This window comes from Flagellimonas crocea, assembly GCF_033441595.1.
GTDB lineage: Bacteria > Bacteroidota > Bacteroidia > Flavobacteriales > Flavobacteriaceae > Flagellimonas > Flagellimonas crocea.
In genome coordinates, this window is sequence record NZ_JAUZVX010000001.1 from 1110814 (window position 1) to 1127174 (window position 16361).

The following is a 16361-nucleotide window of genomic DNA, read 5'->3' on the forward strand; positions in this document are numbered from 1 at the left end:
CACTATGGACAATCACAAAGAGCACAAGGACAAAAAAATGGACCATTCTAAGATGGATCACTCAAAAATGGATCACAGTAACCATGACCATGCTAAGATGGACTCCTCCAAAAAGCAACACCAAAGAGAAGACCATTCTAAAATGGATCACGGAAGTGGAGACCATTCGGGCCATAACCCCTCTCACGGACAAATGGGGCACGACCACCATAAAATGATGGTCAAGGATTTTAGAAAACGGTTTTGGATATCTTTAATCGTTACCATCCCAATATTGTTCTTATCGCCAATGATACAGGAGTTTTTTGGGTATGACCTATTGCTTCCCGGTAATCCCTACATCCTTTTTGCACTATCCACCTTCATCTATTTCTGGGGTGGCTGGCCCTTTCTCAAAGGATTTTATAATGAAATAAAATCCAAGGGACCCGGTATGATGACCCTGATTTCCATGGCCATAAGTGTAGCCTATTTCTATAGCACTGCCACAGTTTTCGGACTCCCTGGTGAGGATTTTTTCTGGGAACTAAGCACCTTGATTGTCATTATGCTGTTGGGACACTGGTTGGAAATGAAATCGGTGCTCGGAGCATCCAAGGCGCTCCAACTTTTGGTCAGTATGCTACCCGCCGAGGCCCATAAAGTTGTGGGTGATAAAATTCAAGATGTAAAACTAGAGGATTTGCTAAAAGATGACATCATATTGGTTAAACCCGGTGAGAAAGTACCCGCCGATGGCATCATCACCGAAGGATCCAGCTACCTGAACGAGTCGATGCTGACAGGCGAGTCAAAACCGGTGAAAAAAGAAGTACAGGATAAGGTCATCGGAGGTTCCATAAATGGCAATAGTACCTTAAGGGTAAAGGTAGAACATACTGGTAAGGACAGTTACCTGAACAAGGTGATCAAGATGGTCGATGAGGCACAGCGCACGAAATCGAAGATGCAGAACCTTTCAGATCGGGCGGCCAAATGGCTGACCTATATTGCATTGGCCATTGGCTTTGGGACACTCGCGGTTTGGCTGATTTTAGGTCTCCCATTTGTTTTTGCATTGGAAAGAATGGTAACGGTCATGGTCATTGCCTGTCCACACGCGCTCGGTCTTGCCATTCCGTTGGTTGTCGCCATATCTACTGCGGTATCTGCCCAAAATGGTTTATTGATCCGGAATCGAACGGCCTTTGAAGAATCCCGAAAAATATCAGCTTTATTGTTTGATAAAACGGGAACATTAACAAAGGGTGATTTTGGGGTGACCCGAATTGAGTCGGTCAATAAATCGTATAGCAAGAATGAAATACTAAGGCTGTCCAGCGCTCTGGAACAAAGCTCCGAACACCCCATTGCCGTAGGTATCATCAAAAAAGTCAAAGAAGAGAACATTGAGATTCCAAAGCCCAAAAACTTCAACGCCATAACGGGCAAGGGTGTAAAGGCAATCGTAGAGGGTAAGGATGTCAAGGTAGTAAGTCCGGGATATCTTCGGGATGAAAAAATCGAAATTCCCGAAGATGCCTACAGCGATGCCGCAGAGACCGTAGTTTTTGTTCTAATAGATGGAAAATTAGCAGGGTATATTGCGCTGGCTGATGAAATACGGCCAGAATCTGCCGATGCCATCAAAGTATTCAAAAAGAATAACATCAAAGTCTTAATGGCTACGGGCGATAATGAAAAAACAGCCAAAGCTGTGAGTGACAAACTTGGTTTGGATGGGTATTATGCCGAGGTACTCCCCCATCAAAAAGTCGAAATTGTTGATGAACTGGAGGACAAAGGAGAGTTTGTGGCTATGACAGGTGATGGAGTCAATGACGCGCCGGCATTGGCAAAGGCAAATATTGGCATAGCAGTGGGTTCAGGTACAGATGTGGCCGCTGAGACAGCCGACATTATTCTGGTGAATAGCAATCCTAAAGATATTGCCAACCTCATACTGTTCGGTAAAGCCACCTATAACAAAATGATTCAGAATTTGGTTTGGGCAACGGCATATAATGTAGTGGCTATCCCGTTGGCCGCAGGGGTTTTATATTCATCCGGTTTTGTCTTAGGCCCAGCAGTAGGTGCGGTTTTTATGAGTCTGAGTACAATTATCGTTGCCATTAATGCCCAATTGTTAAAAAGAAAAATAGGCAACGACTAATGAACAGGAAAGAAAAACTTGGTAGAATATTTCTCGTTTTACTGAGTTTGTTCGTAGTGATGTTGGGCTACGGCATTTTATTGCCTACCCTCCCATATTATACCGAAAGACTGGCTCTAAAAGACAATCTGGATACGGACCTTATCAACTTCCATATCGGAATGTTGACCAGTATTTATCCATTGTTCCAGCTCTTGTTCGTTATCGTCTGGGGCAAGCTTTCCGATAAACACGGCCGTAAACCTATAATACTATTGGGGCTTGTAGGTTTTGTCGTGATGAACTTGCTAACCGGTCTTGCCACCTCTCTGTCGATGCTATATATAGCCCGTATTATAGGGGGCATCTTTACGTCAGCGGTCATCCCGGTCAGTAATGCCTATTTAAGTGATATTACCTCTGAAAAGCGAAGGACCAAAATAATGGCCTGGTCTGGGGTCGCTATCAGTTCCGGTGTGATATTTGGCCCTGTTCTGGGGGGATTTCTGTCGCAAACGAACCTACACTATACATACTCTTTTGGAGTGTTCCACTTAGACCGTTTTTCGGTTCCCTTTATTTTGGCCGCTCTTTTGGGCTTTGTGGTATTGCTGATAATCATAAAATCGCTGAAGAATACGGAAATAAAAAATCGTATTGTTTCTGAGGCAGTCAAATTCAGTTTTTCCCTGAGTAACTATTTTATCATTTTGTTGCTCTTGTCCTTTGCGATGCAGTTTGTGGTTACCTTGTTCGAGACCGTGTTTTCAATTTATGGAAAGGATGAGTTGGCCTTTACAACCAATCAGGTGGGTATTGGTTTTATGCTCTGTGGTTCTGCAATGGCCGTTTTGCAGCCTGTATTCGCGACCTATGGCGAAAAAATGCTGACCTCAAAACAGCAAATAACATTGGGGCTATTAATATCCGGTGTTTCGTTAATTGTCTTCCCCTTTGTGAGCGGTGAACTATTCATTTATGGTACCATATTAATTTTCGCAGCTGGGGGAGCCATGGTGACACCAAACCTGCTTTCGGCAGTTTCTTTGATTTCCCAGGAAAATACGGGAAGGAATATATCCATTCAAAGTTCCACGAACAGTATCGGTCAAATTTTGGGCCCGGTATTGGGGACTTGGCTGATAGCCGGTGGGTTTTATTACCCTTTTATTATTGCCGGTGCAACAATTTTGGGTGCTATGGGACTGGTTTACTTTTTGAAGCGACCAAATAAAGGGATTGACGGGCACTTATTGGCCGACCAGCATAAAAAACTATAGCGATGGATCATAGATATGCACTTAGAAAACGTAGTAAAACAGCACTTCAAAATGCTGCTGACAATTCGAAATATGTTGAATTGGTTCGTTCGGGAGAAGACTATTTTTTAAGGCTGGAAAAGTTAATCGATAAGGCAGAAAAAGAAATCTATTTACAGACCTACATTTTTGAAAATGATGAAACAGGAAACCGTATAGCCTCCTGTTTGAAGAAAGCCGCTCAGCGCAAAGTAAAGGTATATGTCTTATTGGACGCCTATGGTAGCGCTGCATTACCCAATAGTTTTGCCCAGGATTTGGTGCAGCATGGTATTTTACTTCGTTTTTTTTCACCTTTATTCTCTCTGAACAATTTTTATATCGGCAGGCGGATGCACCATAAAATTGTGGTCGCCGATGAAAAAATGGCATTGATAGGCGGAATCAATATTGCCGATAAGTACCACGGAACCACAGGTTCGGAACCTTGGTTGGACTATGCCGTTCAGTTAAACTGCCCAGCAGCCAAGAATCTACAAATATTGTGTAGCGATTATTTTTTCAAAAAAGGGAGTTCAAAAAAAATACCACCAGTTTTACATTCGGCCGGTAGTGCACTCGTGGGAATTTTACAAAACGACTGGCTACAGCAAAAAACGGAAGTCTGTGATGCCTACACGAACGCCTTCATTCATGCCGAAAAGGAAATTGTAATCGTGGGCTCGTATTTTTTACCTGGAAACAGATTGGCAAAGGCTTTGAAAAAGGCGTGTAAAAGAGGAATAAAAACAACGGTGATCTTAGCGGGTATTAGCGATGTGCCTTTGGTGCGTAGGGCAACCGAACATTTGTACTCCTCTTTTCTAGACGACCATATGAGAATCTATGAGTGGAACAAATCCGTAGTACACGGTAAAGCTGCGGTGGTTGATAACAAATGGTCTACCGTAGGTTCATTTAACTTGAACAGTCTTAGTTGCTATGGCAGCATTGAAATGAACGTAGAGGTTCACTCAGTAGAATTTGCCGAAAACCTTCGGGCTGACTTTGAAATAGTTATAAGCGAGTGTAGCGAAATTACAAAGGGGAGTCTAAGACAAAGAGCCGGTATATTCAATAAGTTGGGTAATTGGATTTTTTACCAAATGGTACGAACGATTATGCTTTTTCTGACCTTTCTTCCGCATTTAAGGTTTTTGAAAAATTATAGGTTATAATATGTTGGCAAGTGGTTAAATGGTTGGGCTCGTTTATCTGTCTTTACGACCCGAGCAGCAAACCATACGGCACAAGAACCTAAAATAAGGAAATATACAATCAGTGGCGGAATGCAAACTGTAACTGCGCTAGGCACCATACATATAAAACGATTAGTAATATTGAAATACATTAATAATGACAGATTTAACACCAAACGCGATCGAACGCATACTCAGGAACAATTACCTCGGCCACTTGGCCTATCTATGGCAAGGGAAGCCCCATGTGATTCCCTTTACCTATTATTTTGACCCTACGGACAATACGATCATTAGCTATACCTCGGAAGGCCATAAAATCGATGCGATGCGAGCCAACAAATCGGTTGCCGTTCAAGTCGAACAAGTGCAATCCATATCCAATTGGGAATCGGTCATGTTACAAGGTACATTCGAAGAAATTCGAGGCAGTAGTGCCAAACAAAAATTACATCTATTCACCGAAGGCGTGAAGGACATTATCCGTAGAAAAGAAAACAGAGAGGTAGGGTTCATCAATGAATTTTCCAGTAAATCATCTGCTAATGGCATTCCAGTCGTCTTTCAAATCAAAATACTAGAAATGTCGGGTAAAAGAAGAAAAAAATAAAAGATAGATTTCAAAAAGAGACCATCTTTTTGAATCATAGGATTCCGAAATGAGAAACGAAAAGATTTTAACGTGGTTAAAAAAAATTAAACAAGGCCAAAATTCGTTTAAAATTGGAATACGATTTTTAAGGTCTAAGTAATCTCTAATCTAATAATTGAAGAAAATTAAGCTCACGGCGTATTGTGGCAAAACCATTCTGGGACATTTTAATGACCCTAAAGCAATAGATCGGAACATTATATTGGATCCCGACACCAAATCTGACCTATTATCTCCTGAAAGGATTCATAACCACAAACAGAACCCAAATTCACGCAAAATTTAGAGAAATCACTCTTAACTGTTAATCACATTTGCCCTTGCTGCTTAAAATTAAGGTTATTATACTATTAAACGATCCTGGTTTGGGAGGTAAGCATAAAAAGATTGGGGCATCTACGAATCAGCTTTTAAAATTGATCAATTGCAAATGATATAATTCAATTATGAATTCAGGCCTCAGGATTCTGCATAAAGCACACAACCAACATGTTATAAAGTTCTGGATGTTTTTTTTTGAGTAAATCTGGACGTTCAAAAAAATACTCTGAAGCAACTGCAAAAAATTCAACAGCGTTTGTTCCACCATATTTTCGAATATCAGAATGGTCACTGTTTATCGCTTCCATTTCCTTATGGATCAAATTTATCCAAGGTATGGTATATTGATGCTCTAATAATCTTTCCGGAATACCATCTGCAAAATCATCAAGCTTATCTAAAAGGTGTACAAATTCGTGTATGCCGGTATTGCTTTTATCACTTTGGTTCACAAAACCATGGTATAATGCCTTTTTTGATAATATCATCTGTTTTTCAAAACGTCCGTTACCAACAATTCCACCAATATTCCGTGTTTTTGCCTTACCATTGAATTGCATGTCCGCATTGAAGTAATCGGGATATAACAAGATTCCACTTAAATTGGTATAATGCCACTCTTCAAATCCAAAAACAGGTATAATTGCACTTGCCGCAATCAAAACCTTATCAAGATCTTGTAATTCCAATCGCACACCTTCAATGTAGACTTCACTTAGAAATTCCATCATTCTGCGTTGAAATAGCATTTGCTTGTTTCCAGGAAGATTTCGGTAGTAAACCACATAAGCCATTGCCAGCTCATGCCAGTGACCAGGAAAAGGCCGAGGTTTACGCCGTTGCGACTTTCTATAGTTATAAACAAAAAATAGAAGAATAACTATTAATACAAAAACATAAATCATATTTGTGTTACTTCAGTAAAGTGAATCTCTTATTGAAGATTCCCAATTTAAAGATCTTCAAAAACTCCTTTTTGTGCGACAGGTCTAGAATCTCCAACGGGGTATATCCAAACCAGTACAATGCCGCGATGATACTTCCCGCACTGGATCCGGAAACATCTTCCGGAAATATCCCGTGGTCGTTAAGGGCCTGAAGGACCCCTATATGGGCAGCTCCCCTTGCACCTCCTCCTGACAAAGCAATTCCAATCAATGGCATCTTTTAAATTGTTTTTACTCCTTCAACAATTTAAGTATAATTGGAAGTACCACCAATAACAATGGCAATGCGAAGACCAACCCTCCGATGACGGCAATCGCCAAGGGCTGGTGCAACTGGGCCCCTGCTCCGATACCCAGGGCCAAGGGGATCAAGGCCATGATTGCGGCAGTGGCTGTCATTAATTTGGGCCGCAATCGTTGCGCTATGGAATATTCGATCTTTTGTGGGTGTGATAACGAAACATCACATTCTTGGTACTGTTGATAGGTAAAAATGGCATTCTCCCCGATAATCCCAACTATCATAATGATACCTGTGTAACTTCCTACATTCAAAGGTGTTCCTGTCAATAATAGACTCAACAGACAACCTGCAACCCCTAAAATGGCAATGAATATGATGGCAAGAGCAATCTTGATCTTTCTGAACAGAAACAATATGACGGTAAAGACCAACAGTACCGCGGCAATCAAAATGAGCATCAATTCCTTAAAAGCCTGTTGTTGTTGCTGGTATTCCCCTCCATATTCAATATGATACCCCGGGGGAAGGCTGATCTTCGTGGACAGATTGTTTCGGATATCGGTCAAGGTAGACCCAAGGTCCCTGTTGTTCAAGCGAGCCGTAACGACCCCTATGGATTTTTGGTTTTCCCGATTGATCTCTGCCACTCCCTTCCCTATTTCAATTTTCGCCACTTTTTGTAAGGGTACAATATCCCCACTGGGCAATTGCAGGGTCATTTGTTGGATATCGGAAACCGAATTGGTGTTGGTGCCGGGAAATACCAACCGGATATTCACTACCTGCTCCCTTTCAATTATACTACTGATGACCACCCCTTGGATCTGGGTTTCCAGTTGCTCGATATTGGCGAACTGGTTGTTCTCGATCTTGGTCAACAAGGTCAAGCGCTTGGTCATTTGGGAGAGTCGCTGTATATCCCTTTGGATGGAAGTGAGTTGTTCGAACTGCTGGTCGTCCAATGGTTCCTCCATATTGATCACGTTCTCGATCTTTGCCTGTATAATGGCCAAGGGGGTCTGCATCTCATGGGATACATCCTCCGTATATTGTTTCAGGTTCCGATAATCCGAACGGACCTTATTGGTCAAGATCTTGATCTCTGAATTCAATTCGGAGAACTCCAGGATTCCACTGTCCATCAGGGCGATGGGAGCATCGGAGCTGAGCGAAAACCGTTTCATTTGCTCCAGGTTGTGGAAAAAAGGGGTCCACAGTTTTTGGTTCCTCGAACGATTCACATAAAACAGGAACAGGAATACCAAAAGGATGATCACCAAATAGGAAATGACCACGGCGATCAGGATATTCTCCGATTCCACCACAAGTGCGCGGACCGTGATCCTATAATTTTCACCATTGATGGCGGAGAAGGTGGACAGTTCCCTGAACTCTTCCATTTCATCTTGTGAGGGATCATAGATGATGGTATCCTTTAGCACCTCATTGCCCAACCGGGATACCTTTTGGATCTCGACCACCGGGGACAATTGAAAAGGCTCCGGATTTTCGATCAGGGAACTTTCGATCCGTGCCTCTGTCGAACGGAGCTCTTCCTCCACTTCAGACTGGAGCAGGTTCCTCAGATAGAAATAAAGGGCCACCGTACTGACCAACATCAACAGGGCACTGATCCCCAAAAAAGTTTTGGAGGTCTTTCTGATCAATCGTATTTTTTTCAAGGTATCCCCCATAGATCACTCTTCCACGAACTTATACCCACTTCCGTAGGCCGTTTTGATATACTTGGCCCCTGCTTCGGTCAATTTTTTGCGCAGGTTGTTGATATGGACATAAATAAAATCAAAATTATCCGCAAGATCGCTATGATCCCCCCATAAATGTTCGGCGATGATCTCTTTGGAAAGCACCCGTCCCTTATTGGTGACAAAAAAAAGCAAGAGATCGAATTCCTTACGGGTCAAGGAAAGGGCTTGCTCATTGACATAAGCGGTCCTAGAGCGCGTATCAATGGAAATCTCGTGGAACTCCAAACGGTCATTGCCCCCAAACTTGCCCCTTCTCAAAACCGCCTTTATCCTCGAATTGAGTTCGGCCAAATGAAAGGGTTTGGTCAAATAGTCATCGGCACCCAGATCCAATCCTTCCAGTTTATCGTCCAAGGAATTGTTGGCGGAGATGATGATGGTCGGGGTCTCCGAACGGTTGCGCTTCAACAGTTTTAGGATATCCAATCCACTACCGGTGATCAGGTTGATGTCCAGGACCAACAGATCATATTCATAGAGGTCAATCTTATAGAGGGCCTCGTGGTAGTCTGAAGCCATTTCACAGACATTGCCATCCCTTTCCAAATAGGTGGCAATGGATTTCTGGAGTTCGGTCTCGTCTTCTGCAATAAGGATCTTCATACCATAAATTTATGGTATAAAAATAGATCTCAAATCTTTAGGAATTCTAAAGTCGCCATCTACACTTCCAGCAATGGATCAGGTTGTTGCGACTGATGTCCCTTTCATTCCTTCACTAACAAACTATCCATGACTTGAATCGGACGGTTGGATGACAATGATATGCTGATGTGCCAATGCTTTTAATACAGCTGGAAGCCAGTTCCATTTTTCCTGAGGTGTACCATTCCTATTTCATTTCCTTTCTTGGCCAACACTATAACCTTTGTTATGGCAAAATTTTGTTTTCATGTTAAATTATATACCCTATAAGGGATTCCACTTCTCTTTATCGATAGGTCAATAGTTGAGCTCCAACCTTCTGCCTCCACGGCTTTCCAAGAGAATCAGTCTTAGATGCTCCTTATGGGATAGGACAAATTTGGGTAGCACAAGTACAAATCGTTGGGAAGTCCCGGTTTTAATAATTTTGGGTCGTTCAAAGATATAGTGGGGTTCCAACCTGGTTTCTTGATACGAGGATCTCCGTTTCAAGCTGCCATTTATCCTTAGGGCCTCAAGGGTGCCTACTTCAAAATCAATGCCTGATCGGTTGTGCACCTCTACGACCATAAATACTTGAGCGTTTCGGTAGACCAACCTTTTCAACCGCAATCGGATTCCCTTTCTTCGCACCGATGCCAAGGCACCATTTCCATCACTTGATAGCAATCCACTTAAAAGAGGAAATCGAGCTGTGTGGGAAGCCAAGGAATCCCCTTTTTTACCAGGTAATGGCTGTACTGGACCAATGCTGTGCGCCTTGTCCACAAAAAAATGGGTTTGGGCAACGTTTTCCCTATAGGCCACCTTAAATTCATATGCTTGTCCGTCCATGGTGACCACCAAAAGGTTGGTAATGGTGTTGGCTGTGGCCTGCAATAGCCCAAAATATTGAGCTTCTTCCCGGTTATAGGTAAAGATCGCTTTAGTGTTTCCCGTTATAGCCTGTTTGATGGGACTGGGAAAAAAGAGGGCCACGTTCATTTGTGAATTGGCTTGGATGGTGTCCAAAACCTTTTGGCCCGATACGGTGTGCCCATAGGCCATTAGCATTACTGCAATGATGACGTTTAGTGTTTTCATGATCTAGGTATTAAGAAAAATTGATAATGGTCGGAAATCTGAACTTTAACGGTACGTTGATCACGCTGAAATATGCGTTTGATCCCATTGAACTGGGGCACACCCGGCACATTGATCTCTCCAAGGCCCTCATCCAAAGACCGATCCACCACTTCACCCCGCAGATGGTTCTTCACATAAATCCCTTCCTGCCCATCCTGGGCATCATAGGCTTGCATATCCATAAGGGTTGTCCCCAATCGGGTAAGTTCCACCATCACCCGGTTGGGCCTTATCTTTACAAAGCCATAGAGGCGGGTACCTCCTGGCATCCTTTTCCCATCCACAACATAGTCATGGGCGAGTCGCAAGTCCAATCGTTGTCCATCCCGAAGGGTCTGGTCCCCATCCACATACACCTTGGCCACAGCAGTAGTTGGTAAATTTCCATCGGAACGGTTCCTTTTTGGATTGGAGGCAAAGAACAGTTGATGTACCAATCCTAGCTCCGTTTCCGTCCTTGGGGAACCCATTGTCAACTTTTCATCGTCTACCTTTACCTTCTTTACAGTCCCCAACTTGGGCATTACACCTGCATCCGATACAGAATTTTTTTTTGCAGTAAAGGCATTGATATCATAGACGCTGTCTATGATACGCTGCTTTTCATATTCCATATAATCGGGATTGAAATACCCTTTATCATCCACCATGTGGTCGGGATACACTTGGGGTGCCGTGGATTGTTTTTCCACCTTGATGGCTTCCACGGCTTCCAGTTTGGTTTCAAACTCCACCGAAGTGTCCTCCAGATCCGGCATGGGGATCCTCCCTACATCAAGGCTTTCCTTTTTTGGCTTACCAAAAGTGACGATGCTATATATGGTGATAAAGAGTACCATACATGCCAGTACCAGCACAAAAACTATTTTATTCTTCTGTGTTTTCATGAGTTTCTAGTTTACGAAGTGAGTTTTCAAAAAAATCAGTGATCAACAATCCATGAGGATTATGGGGAAAATTCCGTTCCACCTGGATCAAATGTCCCGAGGTCACCAGTTCATAGGTATCGGTGACGGTTCCCCGATTGATCCGTATATGCAATTGGGTCCTAAACGCAAAGGAAGACCCATCCCAATCCAGCTCTGTATCGATTCGGATGACCTCTTGCACAAGGGAATATTGCAACAACCGGTTATAGAAACCGTCTGCCTTTTTCTGTTGAAAGACAGCACCAACGGAGGCATTGCCCAACCAAAGGGCCCTTTCCATGTTCTTCTCATAACTGCCGGCATCCACCCCATAAAACCACCTATGAAACTGTTCCAAATGGGCCAGGGCCTCCACTTCCAGATGATCCCGTTGTTCGGCCCAGGAAAGCGGTATGACCTCCCCTTCCCCATTGACCACGAAGGCCCCGTTCAACGATTCACGGTATATCCTGCCCACTAGGACCATAGCAACCATACAGACCAAAACCGAGGCGATAACCACGGCAAGAACCACAAAACGGTTGAGCCGCAGCACATGAACAATACTTTTAAAAGGTGTTTTCATAGACTTCAATTTAACCGGTGAACAATCGAAGGGTAAAACTGGTCGCCCTTCGGTACAATTTAAATTTGAGCAAGACAATAAAGCCAATGGTCCCGAGTTCAATGATCGGGGCAAAGAATTCACTCCCAAAATCAAAACCAAAGAGGTTCCCCCAGAAGTTGGTACTGATCTCCGTATAAAGGTTGTTGACGAAGACATTGACCAAAAAGAAGGCGGGCACCAGCATATATACAGCTGCATACAACTTAAAAAACTGATAGGCCAAGGGCCTGAATTTCTCAAAGACGGCCAAACTGATGACCAAGGGAAAAAAGGCCTGTAGGATTCCCAACAGGAAATACCGCTCCGCAAGGAACAAAGGATAGATGAACAGGTCCATCAACCAAAGAATGACCCCGATGATAAAGGCCAAGACCTTCAAACCGTACAAAGGGGTCACCAGGGCCTCATACAACAGTGCCATGGCCTTTTTGGCGGCTTCCAAGGCACCCACATCCCGTTCCAGATCTACATCCTGCAGCTGCAATGGGAGGAGTGCCGGAGCCGTGTCCCGGTATTGGACCTCAATGGCCACCAAAATGCCATCGAAGACTCCCAATACCTCTGTGGAGAAAATGACCAGCAGCACCACCAAAAAATTCTTGGCCAGTTCCGTTGGGGTCAATCCCCAGGTATGGCCATCGATGGTGGCGATGCCCTCATTGTATTTCTTCAATATATTTATCAAAAAGAACAGGACGGCCAAGGTCTTCATCCCCACAATGGTATATTGGGAGAAATCACTGTCCTTGATGGTCTGAAAGACCGCATCCACATATTCCAATCCTATGCCCAAAAAGTATCCCGCCATCAGTATTCCGTTTCCCGATTATTGATAATATCCTGCATCCTCCGAAAGGAGATGATCTCTCGATAGCGACGGGTCTTGACCTCAAGCTCGGCCACCATTTCCTGGGACTGGACTTTCTTTTCCATCAAAATGGCGGTACGCTCCGCATCGGTCATCTTCAAAAAATCACTAGACAAGATCTGGTATACAAAATCCAGGTCATCAATGGCCGTATCCATGATCTGCTCAAAGGCTTTGGATACCTGTTCCACTTCCCCCGCCTTGATATAGGGGGAGTTCAGAATATCACGAAGATCGTTCTGTACCGTTCGAAATAAAATCTCGTTGTTACGTGCCAATTCCCGAAGCGCCTTCAGTTGTTTGATGGTGTTATTGACCTTGACAATATTGTCCTTCTGTTCCTTTAAAAACTCCACGGTCTTTAGCAGTTCAGAGGTCTGTTTGGCCGATTCCAACAAGGACTTCGTCATACTGATAAAGTTCGTGTTGTCATACACCGGCATCCCCTGGGCCGTAGCACGGCCGGACAAGGAAATGGCCAAGATCAGCGCCAAGATCCACAATCGGGGATTGTTCCATAAGGTTTGTTTCCAATCTATTTTCATATCATTTTCTTTTGTTGATTTATAAATTCCGTAATGGCCCGTTCCATATCCCCGAACTGTGCAAAGAGTTCCATGATCTGACCATGTTCCATCCCATCGGTGAGATAGGCCGCATAGACCTCTGGGGGTACCTCCAAGCGAAAGACATTGCTTTCCTTCCCGATCTTGACAAAGATCTCGGTGTATTTGCGTTCCCCAGTAAGATTGTTTCTAAGGGACTTTAATTGATTGAGATCATGGTTGGAGAGGTGCAACCGTCTAACCAATTCATGATAGCCCTTCTCGTTCCGCAGGCTATAAATTACTTGGGTATTCTCCAGGATACTTGCCGAAGTGGCATTTTCAGGTAACTGGTTGATGGATTGCAGGATGATCCCAATGGCCCCGTTCTGTTTTCGGATGGCCTGGTAATAGAACTCCACACTCTCCAATACATGGGGAAATTTAAGCTGCTTGGCAAACTCATCGAAAAGAATAATGCCCCTTTCCGAACGGTTTCGCCAAATGGTGCGTTGGATGGCCGACTTGATCAATTTGAGCATTACGGACAGGATTTCCCTATTGTCGCGCACCTCGTCCAACTCAAAGACAATTAAACGCTTGTCCTCAATTTTATAGGTCTGGTCTTCTGCCACATGGAACAGAAAACTGTACAGTCCCCCATCCACATATTCGGAAAGAATGTGCAAAAATCCATAGACATTGAAATCGGATTCATGAACTCGGGTCTCCTCGATCAAGGTATCCTTGTGCTTATCAACAAACTGATATAGGGAAGCCAAGGAATGCCCCGCCCTGACAGCATCATAATAGTGCAACAACACTTTTTTCAAGGCCACTTCCTTGGATTTGGTCACCTGGTTTTCAGCCAAGAGCTCCAAAAGAAAGAGGGCCAGATCTTCCAGTCGTTCAGGGGTCAAATCGGACGGATCGGCGATATAAAAGGGATTAATACCCAAATTCTTGCCTTGCTCATAGCGAAGGACCACGTGATCATCGGGATACAATTGGGCAAATTTGGCATAAGAACCCCCTAAATCGATAATGACCAGTCGTACATCCGCCTCAAAGTATTGACGTAGGATATTATTGGCCAAGAAGGATTTCCCTTCTCCTGTCGGGGCAAAAATGGCAAAGTTCCGGGCCTTGATACGCCTTTTCCCCTCGTCCCATACATCCTTGACCACAGGAATATTGTACTGTCTATCATTAAAAACGATTCCTGTTTCATCAGAGCGATAATTGGTATTGTTGATATACAGACAAAGGGCTGCCTTCAGGTCCATCACAAAAAGATCTTCATTGGAAAAGTTGGAAGCATAACTGGGATAGGAGTTCAAAAAATAATGTTTGCGCTCCTCCCCATGGGGATGATAGGGTCGTATATCCAGTTCCTTCAATTGCGCCTTGATGCCAGAAGCAATTCGCTTCAACACCCCAACTTCCGTATGCCAATAAACAATATTCACATGGCCACGAATTATTCGTGCGGTATCATCCCCATTGATCCTGTCCAAGATATGTTGGACCTTGTTGCGGACCACTTTGTTCTGGGAACCAAAATTGGAGCTCTTGGAGAGTTCCTCAATTTTTTTATCCAATCGTTTGCGCCATTGATGGGTATCATCTAGATATAGGATTTGGTTGATGATATGGTTCTCCCCCAATTCCAGTCCCAGACCGTCCAAAAAACCTTTATGAAAACTGAATCCGTCCGAACTGAATTTCCCGTTGGGCACACTGCTTTGCACGGTTTCTCCAAAACATTCTTCATGGTTGATGGCCATCACATCAAAATAATGGTCACCAATTTCTATGGGGCCTTTCCCAAACTGGATATCCGTATCAAAATCAAGATTGTATCCATTGAAATAAGCATGGGTATGCTCCAATATGGCTTCAGGTTCCATGGGTACCATGGACACGCTTTTGGAGTTGTTGATATAGGATACCGCATCGTTGACGGCGGTCACAAATTCCGCTACCTGCACATCCAGTTTCCGGTGCAACCCTTTCTCTACTTTTCGAAAGGGATTGACATATTTGGTGGCATTAAGGGCTTTATCAAGAGGAAGTACAAAGAAGAGATAACTCTGATGGTCCAAATGCTCCCTACCCACAAAATAATCATGGGTGGCCTTGGCCAGAAAGGTTTCCTTTGGAAGGTTCCTAGCATCATAACCTTTCTTTTGATACCTATCCTGCTTATGGATAATAGCACCCACGGGCAAGGATTTAAAGGCCTGGAACCACATCCCGTGCAGCTCCTCAAAATCCGTCTCAGAAAGGGAGTATATCTCAGGTAATTCCACTTGATAACACAACACCACATCGCCATTGCTCCCAAAAACCACATGGTTCTGGATATCCAGGATTGGGTGATATGCATTGAAATTGAGCTTAGACATAGTCAATGGGATTCAATTGTTTGAGGCTTATAATCTTGGGAAAGGTTTGCACTACCTTGAATTGGAAGGGTTTCTTCACCCACTGCAACAATGCCCCATAGAGCAGGGCATTGAAGAGCAGTAGGCACACGATGACACCAAAATGAAAAGAAAAAATGATGATCAAAAGCGAACCGATGACAGCAACCATCATCAAGGCAAACAGGGAAATGGACAGTCCCATGATCATGGCCCGTTTTCGTATATTTCTATAGACCTCGAACTGTTTCATCAGACCACAATTCCGATGAGATAGGTAAAGATGCCCACAACGGCCCCGGCAATCAACACAAAGACCAAGACCCGGGTAATGCCCCTTTTTAGGTCAGCATTCTCTCCAAAGAAATGTCCGGCATTAAAAAGGAAGCCCACTAAAAAGATGACCCCCAATATGATGGGAAATATGGCCCGAATGGTGTCTGAAATATCGTTGACCGAATCCTCAATACCCCCGATCTGGGCCAAAAGGGCACTGGAGGTAAAAAGCAACATTAAGGTGATGAAGAAAGATTTTCGCATATCGTAAACGTTTAAGGGTTAGACGATTATTGATATGTGAAAATTAATGGAATACACATCACAAATAATTGATAATCAGTTATTTGTGAATATCATTATAGTTGCATTGAAACAG

Annotated in this window: 16 protein-coding genes; 4 read left to right on the plus strand and 12 right to left on the minus strand. The window is 43.6% G+C overall.

Translation table 11 applies throughout. From position 1 onward, the window contains the following. Positions 1–4 precede the first annotated feature (4 nt). From SD449_RS05060 to SD449_RS05075, 4 genes are all read left to right on the plus strand, one after another. On the plus strand, positions 5–2152 hold the full coding sequence (locus tag SD449_RS05060) for a copper-translocating P-type ATPase (RefSeq protein WP_318309155.1): 2148 nt from the start codon (positions 5–7) through the stop codon (positions 2150–2152). After that, the gene (locus tag SD449_RS05065) at positions 2152–3411 is read left to right on the plus strand and encodes an MFS transporter (RefSeq protein ID WP_318309156.1); all 1260 of its coding nucleotides are present in this window, start codon (positions 2152–2154) and stop codon (positions 3409–3411) included. Before SD449_RS05060 ends, SD449_RS05065 begins: the two co-directional genes overlap by 1 nt. A gap of 2 nt (positions 3412–3413) precedes the next feature. Beyond that, positions 3414–4607: a phospholipase D-like domain-containing protein gene (locus SD449_RS05070; protein ID WP_318309157.1), complete on the plus strand. Its 1194-nt coding sequence runs from the start codon at positions 3414–3416 to the stop codon at positions 4605–4607. Positions 4608–4785: 178 nt separating this feature from the next. Next, positions 4786–5238 (plus strand): pyridoxamine 5'-phosphate oxidase family protein, encoded by a 453-nt coding sequence (locus SD449_RS05075; RefSeq protein ID WP_036378982.1) that lies wholly within the window; start codon positions 4786–4788, stop codon positions 5236–5238. A gap of 494 nt (positions 5239–5732) precedes the next feature. Here SD449_RS05075 and SD449_RS05080 read toward each other — a convergent pair whose 3' ends face one another. From SD449_RS05080 to SD449_RS05135, 12 genes are all read right to left on the minus strand, one after another. Next, complete coding sequence (locus SD449_RS05080; RefSeq protein ID WP_036378992.1) at positions 5733–6506, minus strand: M90 family metallopeptidase; 774 nt, start codon at positions 6504–6506, stop codon at positions 5733–5735. A 7-nt stretch (positions 6507–6513) separates the two neighbouring features. Next, positions 6514–6765: a patatin-like phospholipase family protein gene (locus tag SD449_RS05085; RefSeq protein WP_081894152.1), complete on the minus strand. Its 252-nt coding sequence runs from the start codon at positions 6763–6765 to the stop codon at positions 6514–6516. Between the two features lie 14 nt (positions 6766–6779). Further along, positions 6780–8459: an efflux RND transporter permease subunit gene (locus SD449_RS05090; protein WP_226789937.1), complete on the minus strand. Its 1680-nt coding sequence runs from the start codon at positions 8457–8459 to the stop codon at positions 6780–6782. 30 nt (positions 8460–8489) lie between these two features. Then, the gene (locus tag SD449_RS05095; RefSeq protein WP_036378998.1) at positions 8490–9164 is read right to left on the minus strand and encodes a response regulator transcription factor; all 675 of its coding nucleotides are present in this window, start codon (positions 9162–9164) and stop codon (positions 8490–8492) included. Between the two features lie 339 nt (positions 9165–9503). Next, entirely contained in the window at positions 9504–10289 is a 786-nt protein-coding gene (locus tag SD449_RS05100) for a DUF4138 domain-containing protein (protein ID WP_318309158.1), read from the minus strand. Then, entirely contained in the window at positions 10286–11218 is a 933-nt protein-coding gene (gene traM, locus SD449_RS05105; RefSeq protein WP_036379001.1) for a conjugative transposon protein TraM, read from the minus strand. The genes SD449_RS05100 and traM overlap by 4 nt, the downstream gene beginning before the upstream one ends. Continuing rightward, entirely contained in the window at positions 11199–11825 is a 627-nt protein-coding gene (locus SD449_RS05110) for a conjugal transfer protein TraK (protein WP_036379002.1), read from the minus strand. The genes traM and SD449_RS05110 overlap by 20 nt, the downstream gene beginning before the upstream one ends. 10 nt (positions 11826–11835) lie before the next feature. Continuing rightward, complete coding sequence (locus SD449_RS05115) at positions 11836–12675, minus strand: hypothetical protein (RefSeq protein WP_036379004.1); 840 nt, start codon at positions 12673–12675, stop codon at positions 11836–11838. Then, positions 12675–13280, minus strand: coding sequence for a conjugal transfer protein (locus SD449_RS05120; protein ID WP_036379007.1), 606 nt, complete (start codon positions 13278–13280; stop codon positions 12675–12677). The genes SD449_RS05115 and SD449_RS05120 overlap by 1 nt, the downstream gene beginning before the upstream one ends. Continuing rightward, entirely contained in the window at positions 13277–15688 is a 2412-nt protein-coding gene (locus SD449_RS05125; protein ID WP_318309159.1) for a TraG family conjugative transposon ATPase, read from the minus strand. Before SD449_RS05125 ends, SD449_RS05120 begins: the two co-directional genes overlap by 4 nt. Continuing rightward, the gene (locus SD449_RS05130; protein WP_163636517.1) at positions 15681–15959 is read right to left on the minus strand and encodes a hypothetical protein; all 279 of its coding nucleotides are present in this window, start codon (positions 15957–15959) and stop codon (positions 15681–15683) included. Before SD449_RS05130 ends, SD449_RS05125 begins: the two co-directional genes overlap by 8 nt. After that, positions 15959–16246 carry a hypothetical protein gene (locus SD449_RS05135; RefSeq protein WP_163636516.1) on the minus strand — a complete coding sequence of 96 codons (288 nt, stop codon included), beginning with the start codon at positions 16244–16246 and terminating at the stop codon, positions 15959–15961. The genes SD449_RS05130 and SD449_RS05135 overlap by 1 nt, the downstream gene beginning before the upstream one ends. Positions 16247–16361: the final 115 nt, after the last annotated feature.